General features: G+C 40.2%; 20 protein-coding genes and 1 pseudogene. 15 read left to right on the top strand and 6 right to left on the bottom strand.

Annotation, left to right across the window (positions count from 1 at the left end):
• Positions 1 to 2 precede the first annotated feature (2 nt).
• Entirely contained in the window at positions 3 to 302 is a 300-nt protein-coding gene (gene ihfA / locus PSI06_RS14365; protein WP_002960690.1) for an integration host factor subunit alpha, read from the top strand.
• Positions 303 to 391: 89 nt separating this feature from the next.
• Here ihfA and PSI06_RS14360 read toward each other — a convergent pair whose 3' ends face one another.
• Complete coding sequence (locus PSI06_RS14360) at positions 392 to 1,192, bottom strand: DUF2989 domain-containing protein (protein WP_273604078.1); 801 nt, start codon at positions 1,190 to 1,192, stop codon at positions 392 to 394.
• 174 nt (positions 1,193 to 1,366) lie between these two features.
• On the opposite strand from PSI06_RS14360, the gene PSI06_RS14355 reads away from it, so the two are divergent.
• The 10 genes from PSI06_RS14355 (at position 1,367) to ccoG (ending at position 14,508) form a co-directional block, all read left to right on the top strand.
• Positions 1,367 to 2,809: a glyceraldehyde-3-phosphate dehydrogenase gene (locus tag PSI06_RS14355; RefSeq protein ID WP_273604077.1), complete on the top strand. Its 1,443-nt coding sequence runs from the start codon at positions 1,367 to 1,369 to the stop codon at positions 2,807 to 2,809.
• 316 nt (positions 2,810 to 3,125) lie between these two features.
• Positions 3,126 to 4,253 (top strand): M14 family metallopeptidase, encoded by a 1,128-nt coding sequence (locus tag PSI06_RS14350; RefSeq protein WP_004587236.1) that lies wholly within the window; start codon positions 3,126 to 3,128, stop codon positions 4,251 to 4,253.
• Positions 4,254 to 4,411: 158 nt separating this feature from the next.
• The gene (locus PSI06_RS14345; protein WP_004587237.1) at positions 4,412 to 6,079 is read left to right on the top strand and encodes an alanine/glycine:cation symporter family protein; all 1,668 of its coding nucleotides are present in this window, start codon (positions 4,412 to 4,414) and stop codon (positions 6,077 to 6,079) included.
• Between the two features lie 59 nt (positions 6,080 to 6,138).
• Positions 6,139 to 6,465 (top strand): hypothetical protein, encoded by a 327-nt coding sequence (locus tag PSI06_RS14340; RefSeq protein WP_004587238.1) that lies wholly within the window; start codon positions 6,139 to 6,141, stop codon positions 6,463 to 6,465.
• Position 6,466: 1 nt separating this feature from the next.
• Positions 6,467 to 6,748: a YeaC family protein gene (locus PSI06_RS14335; protein WP_004587239.1), complete on the top strand. Its 282-nt coding sequence runs from the start codon at positions 6,467 to 6,469 to the stop codon at positions 6,746 to 6,748.
• Positions 6,738 to 9,419: a DUF349 domain-containing protein gene (locus PSI06_RS14330; protein WP_273604076.1), complete on the top strand. Its 2,682-nt coding sequence runs from the start codon at positions 6,738 to 6,740 to the stop codon at positions 9,417 to 9,419. The genes PSI06_RS14335 and PSI06_RS14330 overlap by 11 nt, the downstream gene beginning before the upstream one ends.
• Positions 9,420 to 9,512: 93 nt before the next feature.
• On the top strand, positions 9,513 to 10,070 hold the full coding sequence (locus PSI06_RS14325) for a DUF1439 domain-containing protein (RefSeq protein WP_004587241.1): 558 nt from the start codon (positions 9,513 to 9,515) through the stop codon (positions 10,068 to 10,070).
• Between the two features lie 115 nt (positions 10,071 to 10,185).
• Positions 10,186 to 11,505 carry an ABC1 kinase family protein gene (locus tag PSI06_RS14320; RefSeq protein ID WP_273604075.1) on the top strand — a complete coding sequence of 440 codons (1,320 nt, stop codon included), beginning with the start codon at positions 10,186 to 10,188 and terminating at the stop codon, positions 11,503 to 11,505.
• A gap of 57 nt (positions 11,506 to 11,562) precedes the next feature.
• Complete coding sequence (locus PSI06_RS14315; protein WP_273604074.1) at positions 11,563 to 12,981, top strand: sigma-54 interaction domain-containing protein; 1,419 nt, start codon at positions 11,563 to 11,565, stop codon at positions 12,979 to 12,981.
• 144 nt (positions 12,982 to 13,125) lie between these two features.
• A complete protein-coding gene (ccoG, locus tag PSI06_RS14310) occupies positions 13,126 to 14,508 on the top strand; it encodes a cytochrome c oxidase accessory protein CcoG (RefSeq protein WP_121637276.1) in 1,383 nt (460 codons plus the stop codon).
• An 18-nt stretch (positions 14,509 to 14,526) separates the two neighbouring features.
• Here ccoG and PSI06_RS14305 read toward each other — a convergent pair whose 3' ends face one another.
• The 3 genes from PSI06_RS14305 to PSI06_RS14295 form a co-directional block, all read right to left on the bottom strand.
• On the bottom strand, positions 14,527 to 14,937 hold the full coding sequence (locus PSI06_RS14305; RefSeq protein ID WP_064386531.1) for a hypothetical protein: 411 nt from the start codon (positions 14,935 to 14,937) through the stop codon (positions 14,527 to 14,529).
• A gap of 250 nt (positions 14,938 to 15,187) precedes the next feature.
• Complete coding sequence (locus PSI06_RS14300; protein WP_138685924.1) at positions 15,188 to 16,102, bottom strand: M14 family metallopeptidase; 915 nt, start codon at positions 16,100 to 16,102, stop codon at positions 15,188 to 15,190.
• Between the two features lie 64 nt (positions 16,103 to 16,166).
• Complete coding sequence (locus PSI06_RS14295; RefSeq protein WP_024032189.1) at positions 16,167 to 16,751, bottom strand: hypothetical protein; 585 nt, start codon at positions 16,749 to 16,751, stop codon at positions 16,167 to 16,169.
• Between the two features lie 297 nt (positions 16,752 to 17,048).
• Here PSI06_RS14295 and PSI06_RS14290 point away from each other — a divergent pair, with 297 nt between their 5' ends.
• The 3 genes from PSI06_RS14290 (at position 17,049) to PSI06_RS14280 (ending at position 21,723) form a co-directional block, all read left to right on the top strand.
• Positions 17,049 to 19,556 carry a UvrD-helicase domain-containing protein gene (locus PSI06_RS14290; protein WP_273604073.1) on the top strand — a complete coding sequence of 836 codons (2,508 nt, stop codon included), beginning with the start codon at positions 17,049 to 17,051 and terminating at the stop codon, positions 19,554 to 19,556.
• Between the two features lie 185 nt (positions 19,557 to 19,741).
• Positions 19,742 to 21,310 (top strand): cyanophycinase, encoded by a 1,569-nt coding sequence (locus PSI06_RS14285; RefSeq protein WP_273604072.1) that lies wholly within the window; start codon positions 19,742 to 19,744, stop codon positions 21,308 to 21,310.
• Between the two features lie 164 nt (positions 21,311 to 21,474).
• Positions 21,475 to 21,723, top strand: coding sequence for a hypothetical protein (locus PSI06_RS14280; RefSeq protein ID WP_004587250.1), 249 nt, complete (start codon positions 21,475 to 21,477; stop codon positions 21,721 to 21,723).
• 58 nt (positions 21,724 to 21,781) lie between these two features.
• Here PSI06_RS14280 and PSI06_RS14275 read toward each other — a convergent pair whose 3' ends face one another.
• Positions 21,782 to 22,105 carry a DUF2845 domain-containing protein gene (locus tag PSI06_RS14275; RefSeq protein WP_054983647.1) on the bottom strand — a complete coding sequence of 108 codons (324 nt, stop codon included), beginning with the start codon at positions 22,103 to 22,105 and terminating at the stop codon, positions 21,782 to 21,784.
• 429 nt (positions 22,106 to 22,534) lie between these two features.
• Between PSI06_RS14275 and PSI06_RS14270 the strand changes: the two are divergent.
• Positions 22,535 to 22,943 (top strand): annotated as a pseudogene (locus tag PSI06_RS14270) (LexA family protein).
• Positions 22,944 to 23,431: 488 nt separating this feature from the next.
• Here the strand turns inward: PSI06_RS14270 and PSI06_RS14265 are convergent.
• Positions 23,432 to 23,644 (bottom strand): hypothetical protein, encoded by a 213-nt coding sequence (locus PSI06_RS14265; protein WP_024032185.1) that lies wholly within the window; start codon positions 23,642 to 23,644, stop codon positions 23,432 to 23,434.
• Between the last annotated feature and the right edge of the window lie 75 nt (positions 23,645 to 23,719).

Genomic DNA, 23,719 nt, shown 5'->3' with positions numbered 1-23,719 from the left:
ATATGGCGCTTACTAAAGCCGACATAGCTGAACACCTATTTGAAAAGCTCGGGATCAATAAAAAAGATGCCAAAGATTTAGTTGAAGCGTTTTTTGAAGAAATCCGCTCAGCGCTTGAAAAAGGCGAGCAGGTTAAGCTCTCTGGATTTGGTAACTTTGATCTTCGTGATAAAAAAGAAAGACCAGGCCGTAACCCGAAAACAGGAGAAGACATTCCTATTTCGGCGCGCCGCGTGGTGACCTTTAGACCAGGTCAAAAGCTTAAAACCCGTGTAGAAGTGGGCACAAGCAAAGCAAAATAAAAAAGGGCAGCGTAAGCTGCCTTTTTTATTTAAGAAAACCATCTGGCATCATGTTTTAAAACACATTAAATGCCAGGGGTTTTGCTTACCTAAAATTCTCGCGGCGATACAAACTCACCGTTTTGTATTTGTTCATACGTTTGTTGAGCAAGGGCATCGAGCGCATCTAAATTTTTACCATCGCTCATCAGTTGGTGCTCAATGGGTAGTAAATCTATATTCTCAATGCCAGCGCTTTGCGCCACTTTCGAAAAAATGTAAGCGTGCTTATATTTATCATGTTTATAAAACAAGCTGATTAACGAGGTATACACTTCAGGGTTTGGCTGTTGACCTTGTTTATTTAGCTCAAGGGTTTTATATAGCAAATCAATTGTTTTTTCATCGTCAGACTTAATGTAATAAGAGGCTAGATAAAACTGCATTTCTGCACTATCGGTTACGCTTTCATCATTTTCCATTGCAAGTAAACGAGTCAGCGCACTTTGCTCATTGTTACGTGACCAATGATAGTAAAGCAAACCTGGGTGGTTAGTGTTTTTTGTGTCTTGATAAAGTCGGGTCATCTCTTTAATGCTAGTAAGCTGACCTTCAATACGCGATGTTGTTTTAGACTTTAGTTTAATATGTTCTATTTTTGCGGCTAAAGTAATACATTGATTATACGACTCAAATCCCTTAAGCAATTGGTATTTGTTTTCATCTGTGGGTTTTTTATATTCTATATAGCGTTTTAAAATAACCTCTGAGCGCTCATTTTTACAATGGCTATCTTTATTTAAATCACTACAAAAGCCAGGTGTTTCTTTACATACCTGAGCGAGAGTCAGTGGTTCTTCGCATCCTGTTAACGCTAGCATTGTTAGTATTGCGCTTGCTCTTAAAACCATCCCTTAACCTCAAATGAATATATACATTACTATTCTAGCGCAATCATTTGTGCGCTAACAGTAGAGAATAACTTTAGATTAACTTAGAATAGCCCTGCCTGAAGTGCATTACTCTCAAAATCTAATGCATTTTTAAAGGCTATCCGTTCAAAATGATTAAATTAGGTAAATAAAATGACCTCATCTCACGAATTAGAATATACAAATAGTTGGCAAGAACGCCAAGATTACGCTGAAAGCATGCAACCTATCATTGGTAAGCTTTATCGTAACCGTGGCATAGAAATCGCTGTATATGGCCGTCCTCTCGTTAATGCCAGTACTATCGATATTATCAAATCACACAAAACTGTAGCGCAATTTGAAGGCACTAAATTACGTTTACGCGAAAGCTTTCCGTTTTTAGAAGCCATTAGTAAAATGGAGCTAAACTCAGCACGTATTGATATTGGTAAACTTGCTTATAGCTATTTGTACAGCGATGCTGCTAATGGCCGCACAGTTGATGAATTTGTTAAAAACGAATTAGCCGAAATTGCAGACTCACCAGCCAAAGAGCCGCGTGATGTTGTATTGTATGGCTTTGGTCGTATAGGGCGTTTGTTAGCACGTTTACTAATCGAAAAATCAGGCCCTTATGCCGACTTACGTTTACGCGCAATTGTGGTACGTGGCGGTAAAGAAGGCGACCTTGAGAAACGTGCAAGCTTACTGCGTCGTGATTCAATTCATGGTCCATTTAATGGCTCAATCACAATTGATACGCAGCGTAATGCAATTAAAGCGAATGGCAGCTACATCCAAGTGATTTATGCTAACTCGCCAAGTGAAGTTGATTACACCGCTTACGGTATCGAAAATGCGCTCGTAGTTGATAACACTGGTATTTGGAAAGACGAAGCAGGCCTTGGTCAGCACTTAGAGTCTAAAGGGGCTGCAAAAGTACTATTAACAGCACCGGCTAAAGGCAACATTAAAAACATTGTTTATGGTGTAAATAACCAAGACATTAAGCCTGAAGATAAAATCGTGTGTGCAGCAAGCTGTACCACCAATGCGATTACGCCAACGCTTAAAGCATTAAACGATAAGTTTGGTATTAATAACGGCCACGTAGAAACAGTACACTCTTACACAAACGATCAAAACCTTATTGATAACTATCACAAAGCAGAGCGTCGTGGACGAGCTGCTGCACTTAATATGGTAATTACCGAAACAGGGGCAGCTAAAGCGGTATCTAAAGCGCTTCCTGAGCTTGAAGGTAAGCTAACAGGTAATGCTATTCGTGTGCCTACACCTAATGTATCGCTTGCTATATTAAACTTAAACCTTAATAGCAGCACCTCTGTTGAAGAGCTAAATGCGTTTTTACGCGAAACAGCACTGCATTCAGAACTGCGTGACCAAATTGATTACACCGCATCAACCGAAATCGTATCTACCGATTTAGTCGGTAGCCGCTACGCAGGTGTTGTAGACTCGCAAGCAACAATTGTTGAAGGTAACCGCGTTGTTTTATACGTATGGTACGACAATGAATTTGGCTACAGCTGCCAAGTAGTTCGTTGTATGCGTGATATGGCTGAAGTTGCTTTCCCAAGCTTACCTCGCTAATTTAAACGCAATTATACTAAGCCAGCTTTTTTGCTGGCTTTTTTAGTCGCGTTATATTTTTAAAGTGTACCCTGTGTGGTAGGCTTTAATTATTGAAATGCTTATTTGGTTTCATTCAATAATGCATTTTACTATTTAACCTGCATTCTGCTGAGATAGCTCAATTATCCACAGTACAGGTTTTTAAATAGTGTCAGTTCTGCACTTTTAGGCCGCTCTTTTTTGTAATTTAGTAACCAAAAATAGAGTCAATTTAATCCAAAATATCAACGTGCCTAACAAAGCAGATAAACTTATTCTACCTTAAGGTTTTTTCATGAAAATCAGCAGCAATTTTGATAGTGGTAACATAAAGGTTATCGAAGCCAACGATCCGTTAAATATTCAATTAGAGATAAACAACGATCACCAGTCTGAATTTTACCAGTGGTTTCACTTTCGTCTAGAAACAACGCCTTATCAACTGCATAAGTTAAACATTAATAATTTAGAAAACTCTGCCTACCCAGATGGATGGGAAGGCTACCAAGCTGTTGCCTCATACGACCGTCAAACATGGTTCCGTGTGCCCTCAAATTACGAAAATGGCACGCTTACATTTGAACTAGAGCCTGAATGCCCCAGTGTATATTTTGCTTACTTTGCGCCATATAGCTACGACCGTCATTTAGATTTATTAGCCTGGGCGCAAAGCGAAGAGCTTTGCCAATTACAAACATTAGGTGAAACACTTGATGGCCGTGATATGAGCGTGCTTAAAATTGGTCAGCCTAGTGAAGATAAAAAAACAATCTGGATCACAGCGCGCCAACACCCAGGCGAAACTATGGCAGAATGGTTTGTAGAAGGGCTATTACACAAACTACTAGATGATGAAGACCCGCATGCCGCTGCTCTTTTATCAAAAGCTGTATTTTATGTAGTACCAAACATGAACCCAGATGGCAGCGTACGTGGTCACCTTCGTACTAACGCAAAAGGCGTTAACTTAAACCGTGAATGGCAAACGCCTAGCATGGAAAATAGCCCAGAAGTGTATTTAGTACTGAATAAAATGCGCGAAACTGGCCTCGATATGCATTTAGATATACACGGTGATGAAGCTATTCCTTATAACTTTGTGGCAGGCAGTGAAGGTATTCCAAGCTACGATGACCGCTTAAAAGACTTAGAAGATAGCTTTAAAGCAGCGCTACTTACTATAACGCCAGAGTTTCAAGATGAGCACGGTTACGATAAAGACGAGCCGGGCAAAGCTAATTTAACAGTTGGCTCATCTGCAACGGCAGAAGAATTTAAAGCACTTACTTACACAATTGAGATGCCTTTTAAAGACAATAACGACTTACCAGACCCAGATTACGGCTGGTCAGACCGCCGCTCGTATCAATTTGGTCAAGATACTTTAGCGGCAATCGTAAATGTCGTTGATAAATTAAGATAAATTAGTATAAGGTAAGGGCAACATTAAAATGTTGCCCTTTTTTATTACAAAATTAACAAATAATAAAAGTGCGCAATAGCTTAGTTATCGTATTACCTAGCTCTGAGTAAGTAATAAACAATCAACAGTCTCAAATAAAATAATAAGAGGTATTTAGCGTGGATGCATTCGGACAACTTTTAGATAGCCTAGATGGCATGTTAGGGGGCGCAGTTTGGTTTCCCTATGTGCTGCTAGGAGTCGGTCTATTTTTTACTATTTATTTAAAGTTCCCACAAATTCGTTATTTCAAACATGCGTGTAAAGTAGTTACAGGCAAATTTGATAAAAAAGGCACCGAGGGTGACACAACTCATTTTCAGGCACTGGCTACTGCGCTCTCTGGTACGGTAGGTACAGGTAACATTGGTGGGGTAGCCTTGGCTATTTCTATTGGTGGCCCCGCGGCATTATTTTGGATGTGGATGACGGCATTTTTTGGTATGACCACCAAATTTGTAGAAGTTACGCTTTCACATAAATACCGCGAAAAAACCCAAGATGGCACCATGGCGGGTGGCCCTATGTATTACATGGATAAACGCCTAAACATGAAGTGGCTTGCTATTTTATTTGCCGTTGCCACTGTAATTAGCTCTTTTGGTACGGGCAGTTTGCCACAAATTAACAACATAGCGCAGGGTATGGAAGCCACATTTGGTTTTGCACCTATGGCAACCGGTGCTGTGTTATCTATTTTACTTGCGTTGGTTATTTTAGGTGGTATTCGTCGTATTGCTGCTATTACATCACGTGTTGTGCCCATTATGGCCGTGATTTATATCATAGGTGCGTTAGGTGTTATTTTTTATAACATTGAAAACATCGGCCCTTCGTTTGCGTCAATATTTGTTGATGCATTTACAGGCTCTGCTGCAGCCGGTGGCTTTTTAGGTGCCTCTTTTGCGTATGCATTTAACAGAGGTGTAAACCGTGGCTTGTTCTCAAATGAGGCCGGTCAAGGTTCTGCACCCATTGCCCACGCATCGGCAAAAGCGGATGAACCTGTGTCTGAAGGCATGGTGTCAATTTTAGAGCCGTTTATCGATACCATTATTATTTGTACATTAACAGGCTTAGTTATTTTATCGTCGGGTGTGTGGAATGAAAAATTCGAAACACATTTTGAACGATCGTCAATGAGCATTATTAAAGGTGACTACTCAGAAACCAACGAAGCGCAGCGCCAAGAGCTATACAATTACCTAAACGGTAACGATAGCAAGGTAGAGCTATTCAACGGCAACATTGATGTAGTTAATGGCGAGCCAACAAGTAATGGCTTTACCGTATTACATTCACGCTCAATTGGTGAAGACATACGTTTTGGTATTACCGACAAACATAAGTACACAGGTATTGTTGAAGTTAAAAACGGCATGCCAACCGACGACAGCATTAGTTTAATTGGTAAATCGTTAGTGCACTCAGCAGAGCTGACAACCAAAGCGTTTACCCGAGGCTTTTTTGGCGATAGCGGCCAATACATAGTATCGATAGGCTTATTGTTATTCGCGTTTTCTACTGCCATTGCGTGGTCGTACTACGGTGACCGTGCCATGATTTACTTACTTGGTAATCGCTCAGTTATGCCGTATCGCGTATTTTATGTTGCCGCGTTCTTTTGGGCTTCGTTTGCCGATACCACTTTAGTATGGAAATTAGCAGCCGTTGCAATTGTCGTTATGACCTTGCCTAACTTATTTGGCATTATGTTATTGCGCAAAGAAATGAAACAATCCGTAGATGACTACTGGGTTAAATTCAAAAAAGACAACGAGCAATAAAACAAGTACAATAAAAGGCGCCGCAAGGCGCTTTTTTTATGCGTAGTATGGAGAGTAGTATGGCGATTATTCATTGCCCCAAATGTGCAAAATCAATTTCAGATAAACATCAGCAGTGTCCGCATTGCAATAGTAACATTGGCGCGCTTAACTCTGAGCAGGTACAACAGCTTCAGCGCGAACAGCGAATTAAAAAACAGCAAATGTTTATGAACCATTCTTTCTTGGCGCTCATACTATTTTTAGGTGGCTTTTTTTGCTTATACTTTTTACAACCCGCAAAAGAAACCCTGCAATGGTACGCGTATACAGTAGCGATTGGTGTTGGCTGTATTTGGTACTTAGTAAACCGCGTTATTTTAGTGACTCTAAAAAAGAAAAGATGACATGAATATTGACAACCTTGTACAAAATATAACCCCAGAATTATTTGAGCGTTTACAGTACGGTGCTTCAACCGGCAAATGGCCCGATGGCACGCCGCTCTCTGATGAGCAAAAGCAACAAACGGTGCAACTTGTTATGCTTTACCAAGCTAAAATAGCGCAATCAAACGAGCAATTTACCATTGGCGCTAATGGCGAAATGATCCAAAAGACAAAAGCACAACTACAAAAAGAATTTAAATCAGAAAACGAAATAGCTAGGTTTAGTGAACATGATCTTTAAACACCTTTTTACACCTAAGTGGAAACACCCAAAGCAGCAAGTTCGTCTAGACGCAATTGAAAAACTTGATGTAGAGCGCGACGCATCAATTTTAAGCACATTAGCGCTGGAAGATAACTCAGCCGAAATACGCCGCAAAGCATTACAAAAAGTAAATAACTTACCACTGTGGTGGAAAGCCTATAAACAAGATCACGCGCTAAAAGATGTAGCCGAAATACAAATTTCAAACGCAGTGTTAAACAACGAAAGCGCACTGAGCACGCAAATTAAAAGTGAGTATATAGACCGTTTTGCACCGGTTAAAACACTAGAAAAGCTCGCCTTTGCAGAGAAAGAACTGCAAGTACGCGTTAAACTTTTAAAGCGCTTAGCTAATCCTAAATTAATTGAAAAAGCGTTTAAAGAGGGCAGCGAAGAGCTTCAAAGCCAACTTGTAGAGCTCGTTATAACGCATCAACTTATTAAGCCATTAGTAAAGCACGCTAAAGGCGATGCTAAGCAGCAGCTTGAGCAACACATTGAAAACGAACGCTTAGCGATTGAAATGCCCGCTCAGGTAGAGAGCGCAACACGCGTTATTTTAGCAAAGCTAAATGCCCTGCGAGATAAAAACGATTACGCCATAGTAAACCCACAAGCCGGCGAATTAATGGCGCAGTGGCAAGCACTTGAACTTAAATGGTTAAGCGAAGAGCACGTTAAAGAGCTAGATAAAAAATACATCAGCATTACTGATAAACTCGATGCGCATATTGCTACGTTAAAAGCTCAGCACGAGCAACAACAGCAGCGTTTAGCCGAGCAACAACGCCAATTATTAGCCCTGGCAACACTTGAGGCATTGAGCGAAGAAATAGAAAACGCGTTGCAATTAGGCATAGAAACCCCAGAGCAAATTCAGCAAGATTGGTTAGAGGCTAAAGTAGCGCAAGCTAAGCAAACGTTAACCGATGCCCAACACGGCGATAACGCACAAACTAAGCAAGTTATTACAAAGCTTGAAAAACTATTCAATCAGGTGGCTAAACTACCAGAGCTTAGTAGCGCAATTGCACAGTATAAAATTGCTTTTGAACAGCTTAAAGAAATTGAGCCTGCGCAGCAGTTAGCTGATTACGATGATGTTTTAACTCGTTTTAATAACGCATTTAAACAAACTCGTAGCCATTTAAATGTGGTTGATGGGGCATTGCAGCAAAACTTTAAATCGCAATTAAATACGCATAAAAAGCAGTTTTTAGCGCAAATGAGTGAGCTGACAAAACCGCTTGAAAAAAACCAAAGCACAGCCAAACGTAAAGCACGCGATGTAAAACGCCTTATTGAGCAAGGCCGCTTTAATGTTGCTTTTGGTGTATTTAAAGGCTTTGAAGAGTTGTTTGATAAGTTAACACCGCAATTTCAGCAGCCACTAATAAACTTAAAAGCCGATTTAGAAGCACAACTTGCAGAAGCAAAAGATTGGCAAAAATACGCAGCCGCGCCAAAACGCGAAGCCTTACTTGAAGAAGTGGCAGGGTTAGTCGACCAACAGTGTGACGACCCACAACAGCGTGCAGAGCAAGTTAAAGCCTTTCGTAAGCGTTGGAACGAGCTTGGCCGTTTAGATACAGAGCAAGAAAAGCAACAAGGTGAGCAGTTTGATAGCAACATAGAGCTGTTGTTTGCACCGTGTCGTAGTTACTTTGCCGAGCAAGAAGTGGCGCGCGAAGCTGCAAAAGCCCAGCGTGAAGTACTGATAAACGATATGCAAGCACTAAGCGAGCAAGACACCGCTATTGAAAGCTTTGATTGGAAGCAGTTTGAAAGCCAATACAACCGTTTAAATAAAGCGTGGCGTAGCGTGGGTAAAGTTGACCCTAAAACATACCGCGTATTAAACGAAAGCTTTAAAACACAGCAGCAGAGCGTACTTGCTATATTAAATGCATACCATAAAGGTAACGCAGCACAAAAAAATGCCTTAGTGGAGCGCGCCTCAGCGCTTTCGCAAAGTGAAGATTTAGCTGCAGCATGCCAAGAGTTAAAGCAATTACAACAGCAATGGCAAAGTATAGGTTTTGCAGGTTTAAAAGCCGAAAATGCGCTGTGGCAAAAGTTTCGCCAGTATAACGATGAAACCTTTAGCAAACGTAGCAGTGAGTTTGAGCAGCAAAAGCAGGCTCAAAACGAAACAGATAAACAAGCTGCAATAGAACTGGCTGAGCTAGAAAGTGCCCTTGAGCAAGTAAATCAAAAAGCCCAATTGCATGACCTAGAAACCAAAGTAAAAGGCTACGCACAATATAAATCGCTTGCGTCAAAAGTGGCAGCATTATTAAGTGCTATTGACGAAAAGCTAACTTTACTTACAAGCCAAGCGCAGCATGCGCAATTTGAAGCGCTGATCACTGCACTTGAAAACAACGATGTAGTGCCAAGCCAATTTCAAGCTCCGTTAGCGACGTCGCTTAGTAGTGAACAACTTATTACAAGAATGGAAATTCTTGCCAATGTAAGCTCGCAAAATGCAGCGCTTAGAATGGCAGAGCAAGTCGCCATGCTTGATGATAAACACCGTGGTGAGCATGCTGATTTAAACTATTATTTAAAGCAGCTATTAGCGCTCAGTAAGGGTTCAGTTGAGCCTGACACACTAGCTAAAATTAAAACCATTTTTACAGCATAATATGTAATTAGCTTGTATTAAATACAGGTATTGCATAATAAAAGCCGCTGTTTAAGCGGCTTTTTTATAATTACAACGAGGATAAAGGTTAGCATGAGAATTTTATTACTGTTTTTAACCACACTATTTTTAAGCGCATGTAATTCTACACAAGGCGTGTCTGTTTACTCATTTACCAGCTCAGAAGTAGAAAGTGTGCTAGGTAAACAGTTGCCTAAGTTAAGCGAAAAGGTGAGCTTAATGGGGCTGCCAGTGCAGTTTGATGTAAACGATTTAAGTGTAAATATTGGTCCAGATAACCGTGATGTAGTAGTACTTGGTGCAGACTCCAGTGCAGAAATAAATGCATTTGCACTAAAATACCCAGTACGCTTAAAGCTACAAATTGAAGGCAGCCCATTTTACGACAGTGAAAAAAAAGCCGTGTTTTTACGCAATGTTAAACTACTAGATTCGAGTGTGGATGCTGGTGGCTTTAAAGGTAATTTAGCGGCGCTTGATAATGAAGCGATGGAAGTAATTAATGCTTTTTTAGCTCTCAACCCTGTTTATACGTTAAATATGGACGACCCTAAAATGATGCTGCTAAGCAAATTACCCCTTGATATGAAAGTGGTTGAAGGGGCAATTAAATTAGTACCGCGCCTTTAATATACAGCACACTGCTTGCGATAGTTTTTTTACCCAAACGTTTGGTTAATTAGATCGAGCCCAGTAAAATATACGTATTAATTAGCCTGTTTCTCAGGCTAATTAGGTTTTTATAATGGCAGCTTCGCGCAGCATACCTACCTCAAGACTCTCTCGATTTGCAAAGCTTGGCTCCTTAGCCGGTGGTGTTGCAACCAACATGCTTATAGATGGCACTAAAAGTGCGCTTTCGGGTAATGGTTGGAATAATAAAGCTTTACTCTTACAACCTAAAAACATAGAAAAACTAGCTGTTCAGCTAGCACACCTTCGTGGTGCTGCCATGAAACTAGGGCAATTACTGTCTATGGATGCTGGCGAGCTATTAAGTCCTGAACTTACTCAATTACTCGCATTGCTTCGCGCTGATGCAAACCCAATGCCGCACAATCAATTAGTTAAGGTACTTAAAAGTGAATGGGGTGAAAACTGGCTTAATCGTTTTTCGCATATTGAACTTAGGCCATTTGCAGCGGCGTCTATTGGCCAAGTGCACTTAGCTTATCAAGAAAATGGTGAAAAGCTGGCGGTAAAAATTCAATACCCAGGTATAGCGCAAAGTGTACATAGCGATGTAGACAATGTTATTGCACTATTAAACATTGCGCGGTTAATCCCTAAAGAGCTTGATATACAGCCACTAATAAATGAGGCTAAAGCGCAGCTACTTGCCGAGGCTGATTATGAACGCGAGGCACACTACCTTAAAAGATACGGTGAGTTGCTAAGCCAGCACGTTAATTTTAAAGTGCCTAAAGTATATGGTGTTCACAACACTAAACGCATTTTGGCAATGGAGTATGTGCAAGCAACGCCTATAGAAGCGCTTAGTAATTTACCTCAAGGTGAGCAAAATAACATTGCAGCTAGGCTCATAGATTTATTTTTTAAAGAAATGTTTGAGTTTAAGCTAATTCGAACCGATCCTAACTTTGCTAATTTTCATTATCAGACCCAGAGTAAGCAAATTGTGTTATTTGACTTTGGGGCAACCCGAGAGATCTCGAATAAGTTGAGCAAGGCTTACCTGTCACTATTTATTGCAGGCACTGAAAACAATAGGGCGGGCGTGTTAAGCGCAGCACTAGAAATAGGTTATTTTAAAGATACCCTACTAGATTCTTACAAAAGCCATGTTATTGATTTGTTTTTAATGGCGTGTGAGCCGCTAAGAACCACTGGCGAGTTTGATTTTAAAAACAGTCCCTTAGCAACGAATATTAAAAATGCAGGGCTAGAGCTCAGCGCACAGTCGCAGCAATGGCATACACCGCCCGTTGATGCGTTGTTTATTCATCGTAAGCTAGCTGGGCTTTATTTAATTGCGGCAAAGTTAAATGCAAAAATAGATATTAACGCTTTATTTAAGCCTTATATTAAAGGCCACTTTATTTAACTGTTTAGCGCGTCACTTTATGGCATAATAATCGTGATATTTCGCGAGGATGATGCAATGATAAAACAATTTTTAAATGACCCCAAACTTTTACTTAATGCGGTAGGAGAGGGCATTTACGGCTTTGATTTATCGGGCAATGCGGTGTTTGTTAACCCAGCCGCTGAACGTATGACTGGCTGGAAAGCCAAAGAATTGTTGGGCAAAAAAATACACCAGTATCATCATCACAGCCACGCCGACGGCTCTCCTTATCCAGCCGATGAATGCCAAATATATTGCACCATGTTTGATGGCAAACGCCGCGAGGTTAAAAACGAAGTATTCTGGCGTAAAGACGGCACCTCGTTTGCAGTAGAATACACATCAACCCCCGTTTACAGGCAGGGTGAGTTAATTGGTGCGGTCGCGGTATTTCGCGATATATCGGCGCAGCAGCAAACCCAAAACGAGCTTAAGCAAGCGCTTGAGCAAGTTAAGCATTTGAGTGAGCAGCTGCAAGATGAAAATAACTACCTAATTGCAGAGCTTAACGAAGACTGGCAAGACTCAGGTTTAGTTGGCCAAAGCCATGTTTTTCAAGCTATGTTGGCGCAAATTAAACTCGTTAGCGAAACCGACAGCACAGTATTAATTTTAGGTGAAAATGGAACGGGCAAAGAGCTGGTGGCGCGTAACTTACACCGGTTAAGTAAACGCAGTAATCAAGCTTTTATAAAAGTGAACTGCGCAGCGTTTACGCCAAGCTTGTTGGAGTCTGAATTATTTGGCCACGAGCGCGGTGCGTTTACCGGTGCAAACGAGCGACGTAAAGGTCGCTTTGAGCTGGCCGACAAAGGTACGCTGTTTTTAGACGAAGTTGCTGAGCTGCCATTAGAAGCGCAAAGTAAATTGCTACGGGTATTACAAGAGCAAGAGTTTGAACGGGTTGGCGGCAGCACAACGCTTAAGGTAAATATTAGAGTATTGGCGGCAACCAATCGCGACTTATGGCAAATGGTGCAAAAGGGCACCTTTCGAATCGATTTATATTACCGCCTTAATGTGTTTCCTATTAAAGTGCCAGCGCTTAAAGAGCGCAAAGAAGACATTCCTTATTTATGCACCAATTTAATTACTCAACTAAATAAACGCTTAGCAAAGCAAATAAAAGGGGTGAGTAAAAAAGCAATTAGCCAACTACAAGCTTATGATTGGCCTGGTAATATTCGCGAGTTACAAAACGTACTAGAGCGCGAAGCTATTTTAACTAAACATACTGTCCTTAAACTGAGTCAGCCATTGCATGGCGATGCAAGCACAGCTGTAAATACATCACTTACGCTTGCAGAGGCGCAAAAACAGCACATTATTGCGGTGCTTGAATTATCACAGTGGCAAATATCTGGCGATAAAGGCGCTGCTTGCAAATTAGGCTTGCCCGAGAGCACTTTGCGCTCAAAAATGCGTAAACTAGGAATAAGCAAAAAAACGTGATATATCGCGTTATTCGTTAAATATCGCGAATAAATTTTATTGATAATTTATAAATGTATTTAATATCAATTATTTAAGTGAGGTTTCAGCTTGGTCTGAAAGTTGCAAAAGTAGCATTAATACCGTCACTATTAAGTAGCTACTATGAAGTTTGATATTAAAGAAGAAGATATGATAATCAAGCCCTATAACACACCAGGGCCTATTTATATTCGTGAGCAAAAAGGCTTTTACCAACAAATACGCCGTAATCTTGGTTGGTTACTTATGCTTATGTTTATTGCCATTCCTTGGATTCAATACAAAGGTGAGCAAGCCGTGCTACTTGATGTAGCCACGCAAAAGTTTACTATTTTTGGTTTAACCTTACTGCCGCAAGACTTTATGATTTTAGCGCTGCTATTTATGGTAGGCGCGTTTGCTTTGTTTTTTGTCACGAATTGGCTTGGCCGCGTGTGGTGTGGTTATACCTGCCCCCAAACAATCTGGATGTTAATGTTTAGTTGGGTTGAGCAACGTATAGAAGGTACTCGTAATCAGCGTATAAAGTTAGATAAATCGCCATGGAGTGCATTAAAGTGGCGTAAAAAAATAACAAAACATGCTGCGTGGCTTGTTATATCGCTGCTTACTGCAACGTCGTTTATGGCGTATTTTATACCCGCTAAAAGTTTATACCTTGAAATGTTTACCTTACAGTGGTCGGGCATTACCAGCTTTTGGGTGTTTTTATTTGCATTTTGTACTTATGGAAATGCCGGCTTTTTACGCGAAAAAATGTGTAACGTGGCGTGTCCGTATTCTCGCTTTCAATCGGTGATGTTTGATAAAGATACATTGGTAGTGAGCTACGATGCAAAGCGCGGCGAAAACCGAGGCCCTCGTAAACGTAAAGCTGATCCTAAAGCCCTTAATTTAGGCGACTGCGTTGATTGTAATTTATGTGTAGAGGTATGCCCCGCGGGCATAGATATTCGTAACGGCTTGCAATACGAGTGTATAAATTGTGGCTTATGTATTGATGCCTGTGACGACACTATGGATAAATTTGGCTATCAAAAAGGGTTAATTAAATACGCCAGCGAAAAACAGCTAGAAGGTAAAAAAACCAATCCATTTAGGCTTAAATTAGTGGGGTATGGTGTATTAACAGGGGTATTACTTATTTCTATGATTGCGTGGGTATTGCAACGTACGCCAATAGAGGCATCGGTACTGCGCGACAGAAACGCATTATACCGTGTAAATTATGAAGGCTTGGTAGAAAACCCATACACACTCACTATTATCAATAAAACCCAGCAGCCATTGCACTACGGCGTAGCCATTGAAGGCCTACCTGTGGCCACACTTAGTGCGCCAAGCTCTATTTTGGTATTGCCAGGAGTGATGAAAAAAATTCCGGTTACAGTCACCGCCGATGGCTACGACATAGCAACAAAAGTGACCCCAGTTAGCTTTGTTATTACCGCTGTAGAAAACCCTGATATAGCGATTACTAAAACAAGCCAGTTTTATAAAAACTAGCAATGGCTTGGGCTAAAATTAGCTCACGCCATTATTTAATTGCGATGAAATAAAACGTTTTGCAGCATCTAGGTTATCAAATAAACATTGGTTAAAATCTACATCGCGTTTAGCGTTTTGCATTATTCGCTGCATTTGGCTTATAGCAATAGGGGAGGTGAGGACAAATGCACTTATCAAGCAGTTAGTGTGCTGCATATGTGTGCTTATGGCGACCATTTCTTGCTCTGCATCGGGCGTAGCTGCAAGTACACACGATGAGTCGCTTATGTAACCCCATTGCTTACCTTCAAATTCAGCCACTTTATCAAAAAGGGCGGTTTTAAAGTTGGCCAATAGCTCTAGGTCTAAATTTCCGCTAAATTGGGCAATAATTATATTGCCCTCAACGGATAAAGTTACCTCGGCATGCTTATTTTTATACTTCATCGTAGGTTCCTAATTTAAATTAGTTTATAACTTATACCAATTTGCTTAATTAAGTTAGCTTTCTTGAGGCTAGAAAACATGTTGATAGCTTGGCAAAAAATTCGCTATTTAGTTGTTCTAGGTAATTGCTCCTGCATTGCTCTACCTTCTGCATCCATGCAGTCGTAAATGAGCATTTTGTAACGAAGGTAGCGACACGTTCAACCCCGCAAAATGATTAAGTATTATCGCACATGGGTATTAAAAGCCACTAAAGTGACTTTAAATAATCTAACGCGCCGGTAATAACAGCAACTTGCGCTTGAGTACACTGCTCATCTGAGGCACTTGGGCTATCTGGGTATACTTCGGTTGTCGTTACATAAGGGGCATTAGTAAAGCCCATGCATAAGCCCAATTCGCGAGCGGCGTAATTTATAACGCCAAATTGCTCCTGCGGTACACCAATTAATTGATTGTTTTCGTCACTGGGGGCTATGTGCGTTACCTTTTCAACACTATTTAAAATGGCTTTTTGAAAATCAGGTGCTGGTTTTTTGCTATCAGCCACTAAATAAAAACCATCTGGTATGTTCCAGTTGGTGTTAATTTTACCATCGCGCGCCGCCAAAGCGGGTCTAAATTCACTGTTGTCTGTGTCTGTGGTTTCGTGCAGATCAATATGCGCAACTAACTCAGTGTTAAGCGAGGCTACATATTTCATAATAGCTGCAGATTCTTGGGCAGGGCTGTTATCGTAAAAAGAGCGATTTGGATCAATAGCTTCTGGGTTCCAGCGGTTTATGGTTTCAAAACCCCACGGGCTAATACAAGGCGCAATAATAAAGTTAAAACGCGTTGTATAAGGTGCAACAGCGGTTTGAGCAAATGCCAGCGCACCCATAACGCCACTTGTTTCGTAGCCGTGCACACCCCCAGTAATTAACACGGTAGGGCGATCACTTTGCCAATTTTTACTTTTAAATAAATAAAGTGCAAAGCTAAGTGGCGAATAATTTAGCTCGCCGTACTGCTCTACATCTAAAAACTCATTAGGCTGGGTAATTTTACTGACTACGAGCTGGTTATAATCGCGCTTTTTTTGTTGAAGTTGTAACCATGCTGCTTTGTCACTGTCGTTCCATGGTTTATTAGGGGTACCAATTGGGTATAAAGTGTCGCTCATTGTGTGCCTTTAACTTGTCGCTTTATAAAGGCGTTAGCTTATCGCTGCAATTAACAGCCTGCAACTAGAAATGCTCAGTTACACCAGCCGTGTTTTCGTACAAGGTGGCGTTTTCGCGTTTATGTTTTTCAAATAAATACTCACGTAATGCCTCTTTACCACTTTTGATACTGACAATTTTTGCGGCATAGCCTAAATTAGTTTTACGGACTAAATCTATAAGCAGAGTGACTTTTTTCTTATTGGGTAGTTTAAACGTAATATGTTGCGCGTGGGTAAGGCTATAGCGATGATCGCGCGGCTTTAATAGCACGCCACTGCTTGAGAGCGAAAGCACATAAAAGCGCTCGCTTTGTAAATGCAGGTCTGAATAACGCCAGCTTCTGTCTACACCTTCGGTATCAATTACCTCAGGCGCACTCAGTACGGGGTTTAAGTAGCCGTCATCGTTGAGCTTAAACTCAAGCGGAAACCACAACTGATAATGGCCCACCTCAGCTAACATGGTTAATTTAGCGTGAGACAACAAACCTTTTAGTGTATCTGGCAAAGCCGTTTTTAAGCTAAGCTGCGAGTTATCGTTTGTATTGTCCTTGTTACTGCCTACAACAGACGAAATAAAACTTAACTCTTCCTTAGTTAAATCCATATTATTTCTCGTTTAATAAAAGCTTCACATTAAACTAATACAGTAATTTGTTCAATATTTAAGCTGAAAAATTAAACTAATATAAACACCTGTTTAGAGTAAATACTTAAGACGAGTTGATTGTTTTAGGAGCAGTTTACCGCAGTTTAAACACCCAATGTACACAGCCTATGGGCTATTTATGAGGCCTGCTTGTACATGCTTTGGTTAACCAGGCTGCCACTTTTAAGGCGCGGCGCGCCTTGGCGTTTAAACTGTGATAAAATTTATTTTTAATTTTAGTTTATTCAAGGTTTTATGGCGCAGTTTATTGCCACTCCAAGCTGGTTAGGACGTTTTTTTACGCGTATTAGCACCGTTACTATTAAGCAAAGTTCACTCGTTATACATTTTAAAAATAATACCTCACGCGCCTATTTAATTAGCGACTTTACTAATTTTACCCAATTTAAAAAAGGCCTGTTTAGCGGGAAAATAACCCTCAACCATAATAAAAAAACGGTAATTAGCTTTTTAAATAAACAGCAGGCTCAAACGCTTAGTGAGCAGCTAAACAGCGAGTTTGCCAATCACCTAGAAGAAAAAGTGAATACAGCAAAAACGCTTGTAAAACGTTATGCAACAAACGAGTATCTTCGCGACTCAAACGTGCCGTTATTAAAATCGGCGGTGTTTTCACTGGCACAGCGGTACGGCGCAATACCTGCACTATGGCAGCAGCATTTATCGGCCATTAATATTAAGTTTTTAACTATTTTAAGTAGCTCACCAACAGTAGCGCATGCCACAGAGCAGCTACGTAAAAGTTATGAGCAAAAAACATTAACGGCAAGAGCCGACTTTTATAATGTGGTTGAATCAAACCCGCTTACACACGATCAACGCCTTGCTGTTATACGCAATAACGACAAAAATTTAGTGCTAGCGGCCGCAGGCACTGGCAAAACCTCAGTAATGGTTGCAAAGGCCCTGGATTTAATTGCCCACGGTGGTGTAAAGCCCGAGCAAATATTGATACTTGCTTATAATAAAAATGCGGCAAACGAATTAAATCAACGCTTTAATTTAAGGGCGCAGCAAGCAAATTTAAACGTTACGCCGCCTACTATTTTAACCTTTCATGCGCTGGGGCTTAAGTTACTGCAAAGCGCTAATAAAACACGTAGCTTATCGCCTTTTGCAAACGATGCTATGGCGCTTAATAAATGGTTTACACAGTGGCTTAGTAATACCCTAAAAACAGACTCACGTTTTTGTAAAACTTTTGTTGATACCCTGTACGAACCTACTGATAGCCTCAATACCGAAACTAGAACCGCAACTAAAACCGCCTTAAAAGCACAAACCTATCACACCTTATCGGGGCTAAAAGTAAGCAGTTATCAGCACTTATTAATTGCCAACTGGCTTTATATGTATGGTATTGAACACACTTACCAAAATGATGACACCGCCGATTTTTACTTGCCACAGCACCAGGTTTACTTGGCACATTTTGTGACAGATAGGCAAGGTAATTCAGTGCAGCACGCGGCTAACTTGCACAATAGCGAGCATATTAAATATGTACGCGCGCACCATAAAAAACAGGGTCATGCGTTGGTGCAAACATTTCATTATAACTGGCAAGAAGGTCAGCTTGAGCAGCGTTTAAAAGCACAACTACAAAAACATAAAGTGAACATTAACCCCGTAGATAACCAGGCAGTGTACGACCGCTTATCTGCAACAGGGCTGTTAAAGCAAAATATAAATAAGTACTTAAACTGCCTAAGCGCAATACGGGGTGAGCAGTTATCAAACACTCAAATAGCAGCGCGAATAGCTAAAAGTGGCATTATAAATCATAAAAGTTATGCAACATTATTGGTGGCAATGCAGCGTGCATACTACGAAAAATTAAAAGAGCAAGATGCTATTGATTTTGACGACATGATTGCAAGCGCAGCTCAGGCGGTTAAATCGGGGGAGGTAAGTTTGCCTTGGCACCATATTTTAGTTGATGAATTTCAAGACATTTCATGCGCACGCATGGCGTTTTTAAATACGTTAATAAAGAGTGGTCCGCAACCTTGTTTTACTGCGGTTGGCGATGATTGGCAGGCTATTTATCGGTTTTCAGGCGGTAATTTGGCGCTCACCACACAGTTTAACGATTTAATAGGCAGTCACTCACTCACGTTATTGCAAAAAACGTTTAGATATAACAACAGTATTAGTGAGGTAGCGGGGCGCTTTGTAATGCAAAACCCTGAACAATATAAAAAGCACATAACCACACATACGCAAGTAAGTACCCCTCAAGTTGTGTTACTTGACGATTTACACCAAGGTAAAAAGTCAGTAGCACTAAAAGTGCAGCAAACTATAGCCACAATTAATAAAAATAATAACACAGCCAGTATTGCCGTATTGAGCCGTTATCGGTTTATGCTTAATGAGGTAGAGCAGCACTTAGCAGGTAACAACTTTGCTAACCCACTGCATTTTTGGACGCTGCATGGCTCAAAAGGACTCGAGGCCGATTACTGTATTATTATAGGTTTTGAGCAGGGCAAGTTAGGTTTTCCAAGCAATAATCCGGGCAATTTACTTGTTGAGGCATTATTGCCCGCACCAGATACCTTTAATCATTCAGAGGAGCGACGTTTATTGTACGTAGGGATCACGCGCGCTAAGCATAAAAGCTATTTAATTGCTCCGCCATCTGCGTGTTCTGAATTTATTAGCGAGCTAATAAACGATAATTACCCTATTGATATAGCCTCTAATTTGTTTGTAAAACAGAGTAAGCATAATAAGTAAGATTAATGGTTAAATGTAAGAGTATTGGCTGCGTAAAACGCACATCGCGCTTTTTTAACTAGCAGTCAAACTTGCTTTATACACTAATGCCATGTGTCGCCATCATCGAGACCCACATTTACTATTTAGCCTGCCATTACATGCTGTTAAACTTAACGCCTATTTAGATCATTTTTGAGAGCGTTATGCGTACCCGTGCTTTTTTTACTAAGCGAGTGAGCTTTATATTCGTTTTATTTACTTTATTTTCATTTAAAGGGGCTGCCCAGCAGCAAGAGCAAACCCTTATTTTAGCCGGTAGTACAATTAATAGCTGCAGTGCTAATACGGCGCAACGTTGCAATACGCAAAATAACTCAAAGTCACAAAGCGTGTTTAAGGTAACCAATGCTAACCTTGAGCAAATAAAATTAAATTGGCCCACTAACAATTCAAATAACCAAGCAAATGTTTTAAATACCTTACGTGCCCTTAGTAGCAAAAATGCAAACGCAGTCTCTAAAAGTGAGCTGCTTTGGCAATGGCGCGATATAAACAACGAGCAACTTAATAGCCTAACAAAGCAAGAGTTTAATTTTGTGTTTGATATGCTCGAACAACCTTATGCAAACACCACCCCAAAAGCTGAGCCACCAAGCAACGGTATATTGCAATTTATAGCGGGGAGCTTAAAGGTTGCTAACCCAACACCCACCTTATTAATTATTAGCGCAGCCCAGCGCGACCCATACGCACAGGTAGAGGCGCTTAAAACGCTTTTACCAAAAGGTGTAACCAGCCAATGGTTACCGCTTACACCTGCACTTGCTAAAGCAATTACTAACAATACCTGTAGTGATTTACCGGCGCTGCGTCACTCACAAATGAACCTGTATAATCGCAGCAATGTATACCCCGAGCTCATAAAGGCTGAGCAAACACTTTGTAATAATGGGGTTGAGGCGTTAGTTAATTTAATAAACACCAGTACCGGTGTTTTATTTAGCGACGGCACGGCTAAAAATGCTTTAAAAGCACTGTATGATGAAAATAATACTGCCTACCCCTGGACGAATGCGCTTAAAACTCGCCCTGTTATTGTAGGGCTAGGTGCAGGAAGCAAAATACAAAGTGAAAACGTCTATCTCTCACAGCACCAAAGCGAAACGGTATTAAAAGCAAAGCTTGCCCCACAGCCTAATGCACTTAACGGGTTAAACACGTTTACCTATGGCCCACTGAGCACCCGCTTTAGTGAGCAAAATCAAACGTTAAACCTAGCCAGTACATTAAATACCGCAAAGCAAAAAAACGGTGATATTAAGCACGGTTTTGGTATTGATGAAAACACAGCCCTTGTTGTTATTAAATCCAACAAAGGAAATTTAATGACCGTAATAGGGCAAAGTGGGGTTGCGCATTTAAGTACGCAGCAAAAAGCAAACAGCTATAACTACTCGTACTGGCCTGCTCGCAGTGTAATAAATATTACTAATGCCGGGTTTGAACTTAGCGAGCGCACCATTAGCCAAGCATTAGCGCCTATTAAAATACCACCTTTACCGGTGCAGCGTTTTGCCAATATTTTAACCGATTCAAAACTACGCTCGCTTACGCAAGCAATGTGCTTAAGCCAAGAGCAAAGTGCGGTAGGGCAACAAGATGACCTTTTAATAAATTTAACTGCCACAAAAAATACGCATTATTACCGCATTAATACCCAGCCGTATGGTTGCGCGTTAAGTAATTTGTCACTGAATGTAGAGCGCTTTTAACCTTAAGCGCTAGTACTAAATATACTTAATAACCCGATACAAAGGTTTATGTTTATTTTAATGGGCTTTAAAATAGCGCCCAAGTAATTTATACCTATTCGCTTAATTTAGTGGTTACGTTATACGAATAGGCATTAACCAAGCAGATTTACAAAGAGCAATTTATGAATAACGAACACGACATAATCGACAACCTAGCAGAGCTTGAGAACTTTTTAGTAATGGTAGAAAACGGCGGCTTAGGCTTAAAAGGTGTATCGGGTGTAGGTATGGCTACAAGCAATAAAGACGGCAGCCATTTTGTTGCAGTATTTGACGACAAACAACAGTTATTACTGGCGCGTGGCATAACAGCCGAGGTATTTGAAAACGGTAAAGACATGGTGCGTAACGGCGTAGGGCGTACACACTAATAAAAACTAAAAAGCGCCGTATGGCGCTTTTAACTGCTTAAAACTAACTCTAAAATATTTAAAGCCTGTCGACTTGTTTTGAACTAATACTGGTCACAATATTATTTTCAAAACGGATCAATACAATGTACATCCCACCAATCGAGCCTTTTAGTTTATAAGTAAACTCTTCTGTTTTAACTAATTTGTCGCCATTACCAATATCAACAGCTTCATTAAGCACATCTTTATAAAGTGGTGCGCCCACTACAGCTACAATGTCAGATTTAGTTTTACCCACACTTAATAGATTTCCGTTTTTAAGTCGAAAACTACCTTGGGCAAACGCAAAGCTTGAAATAAAAAGAGATAAAAGCAGAGGAAACACAATACGTTTTTTCATAAGTCATCCTTAAACACATAGTATTTAATGCTATGTATACAAGGTAATACAGAAAAATGACAGTGAAAAAGAAATAAAGAGGAGGTTAAATGGTCGGTATGGCAGGATTTGAACCTGCGACCCCTGACACCCCATGATTTTCTTCAAAATTAAGTTAATCTATTGAAATTATGTAACATTACGAATTAAACACTGTTTTTTTATACAGTTAAAAGTGTATTTTTTCTCATTTTTATACTTTTGTAAAATCAAGCGGTTAGAGTGATTATTACAAATACAATTCTCAGCTTTTTTATAAAGCCCTTACTAAACAACATATTAGAAAATTTAATTGTGTAAGCCTAAGTTCAAGCAACTTCAAAATTCACTTTCAGACATCTAAATTCTTACTATTCTGTATATATGTACAGTATTTTGGTTTTGTTACTTATTTTTGTTATCCCAATTTATATCGAAGCTGGTATAACAGGCTTTGAATCTCCTGTAGGTCAATACAAAGAGCTAGGGCTATCGCTTGATCAGCTATTAATTAAGAATCCTGATTCTACCTTTATTGGTATGGCTTCGGGGCAGTCTATGCAGGGAGTAGGGATTTATGCTGGAAATTTACTATTAGTTGATAAATCGTTAGGTGTAAGCACGGGGAATGTCGTTGTTGCTATATATAATGGTAGCTTTTTGTAAGATCATAGATAAAGATAACCGGTTGCTGTTATCAGCCTCTGATGAATTAAAACCGGTGTATGTTTCACCAGAGGATGACTTTTGTTTAGAAGATGTAGTTACCAGAAGCATTCGTTTGCATAAGCCTTGTATGGAATTTAAAATTCAATATTAAGAATAGGTGAGCGCAAACCCGTAGGACTGTACGCTACTAATTTTATTCAGATTTGTACATACGTAATTAAATATATACAAGTCATTATGTGCCATTCCTCCCGGCTCGATAAAGATAACTGAGTAGCGTTGAGTGACTTTTTGCAAATACTTAATTTCAAACTTAGAGAATTTATTTACCTAAATATGCAGCGCCTAAAGTTACAATTCCACCTAGCACACCTGCAGGAAGTGTGGCCCCAAAAGTGAGGAGTAGAAGAACTAGTAGGAAAAGTGCAGAAAATTTTAAATCCTCTTTATTATAATTATTCAAATTTTACTCTTATATATTTTGCACCCAAAATCGTACTCTTGCAAAGGTGCGGGTCACAACTTAGCGAGTTTTACAAAGCACACGAATGGTTAAGTTCTTGGTGTGTGCAATACTTATACGATTAACCGCTATTATAGGGTTAAGTTGTTCAAGTTCAACATAAAAAATATCACCCGCTAATATAGCGGGCATTTAGACACTGAAATTGTCCTCACACTTCGCTTCATCATTTCAAGGTTGTTTGATAACACCCACAGCATGCCTGCTAGGGTGTCTTTATCCATTCCTTCAAAGTGATCTTCAATACATAACGCTTTAATTGCGGCTTCTGCTTGGTAGATGTTTTTATCTAGTTCGTTTTTAAGTTGTAGCGCTTTGTTGTTTTGCATTTGGCATTTCCTGCTGTTTTCGTTGAGGGAAAGATACAAGTAATTTTGTGTGTTAAAAAGTGAAAACATAATCGT

Source organism: Pseudoalteromonas sp. GABNS16E (assembly GCF_028598715.1).
Taxonomy (GTDB): domain Bacteria; phylum Pseudomonadota; class Gammaproteobacteria; order Enterobacterales; family Alteromonadaceae; genus Pseudoalteromonas; species Pseudoalteromonas atlantica.
This window is presented reverse-complemented; position numbering and strand designations above follow the sequence as displayed.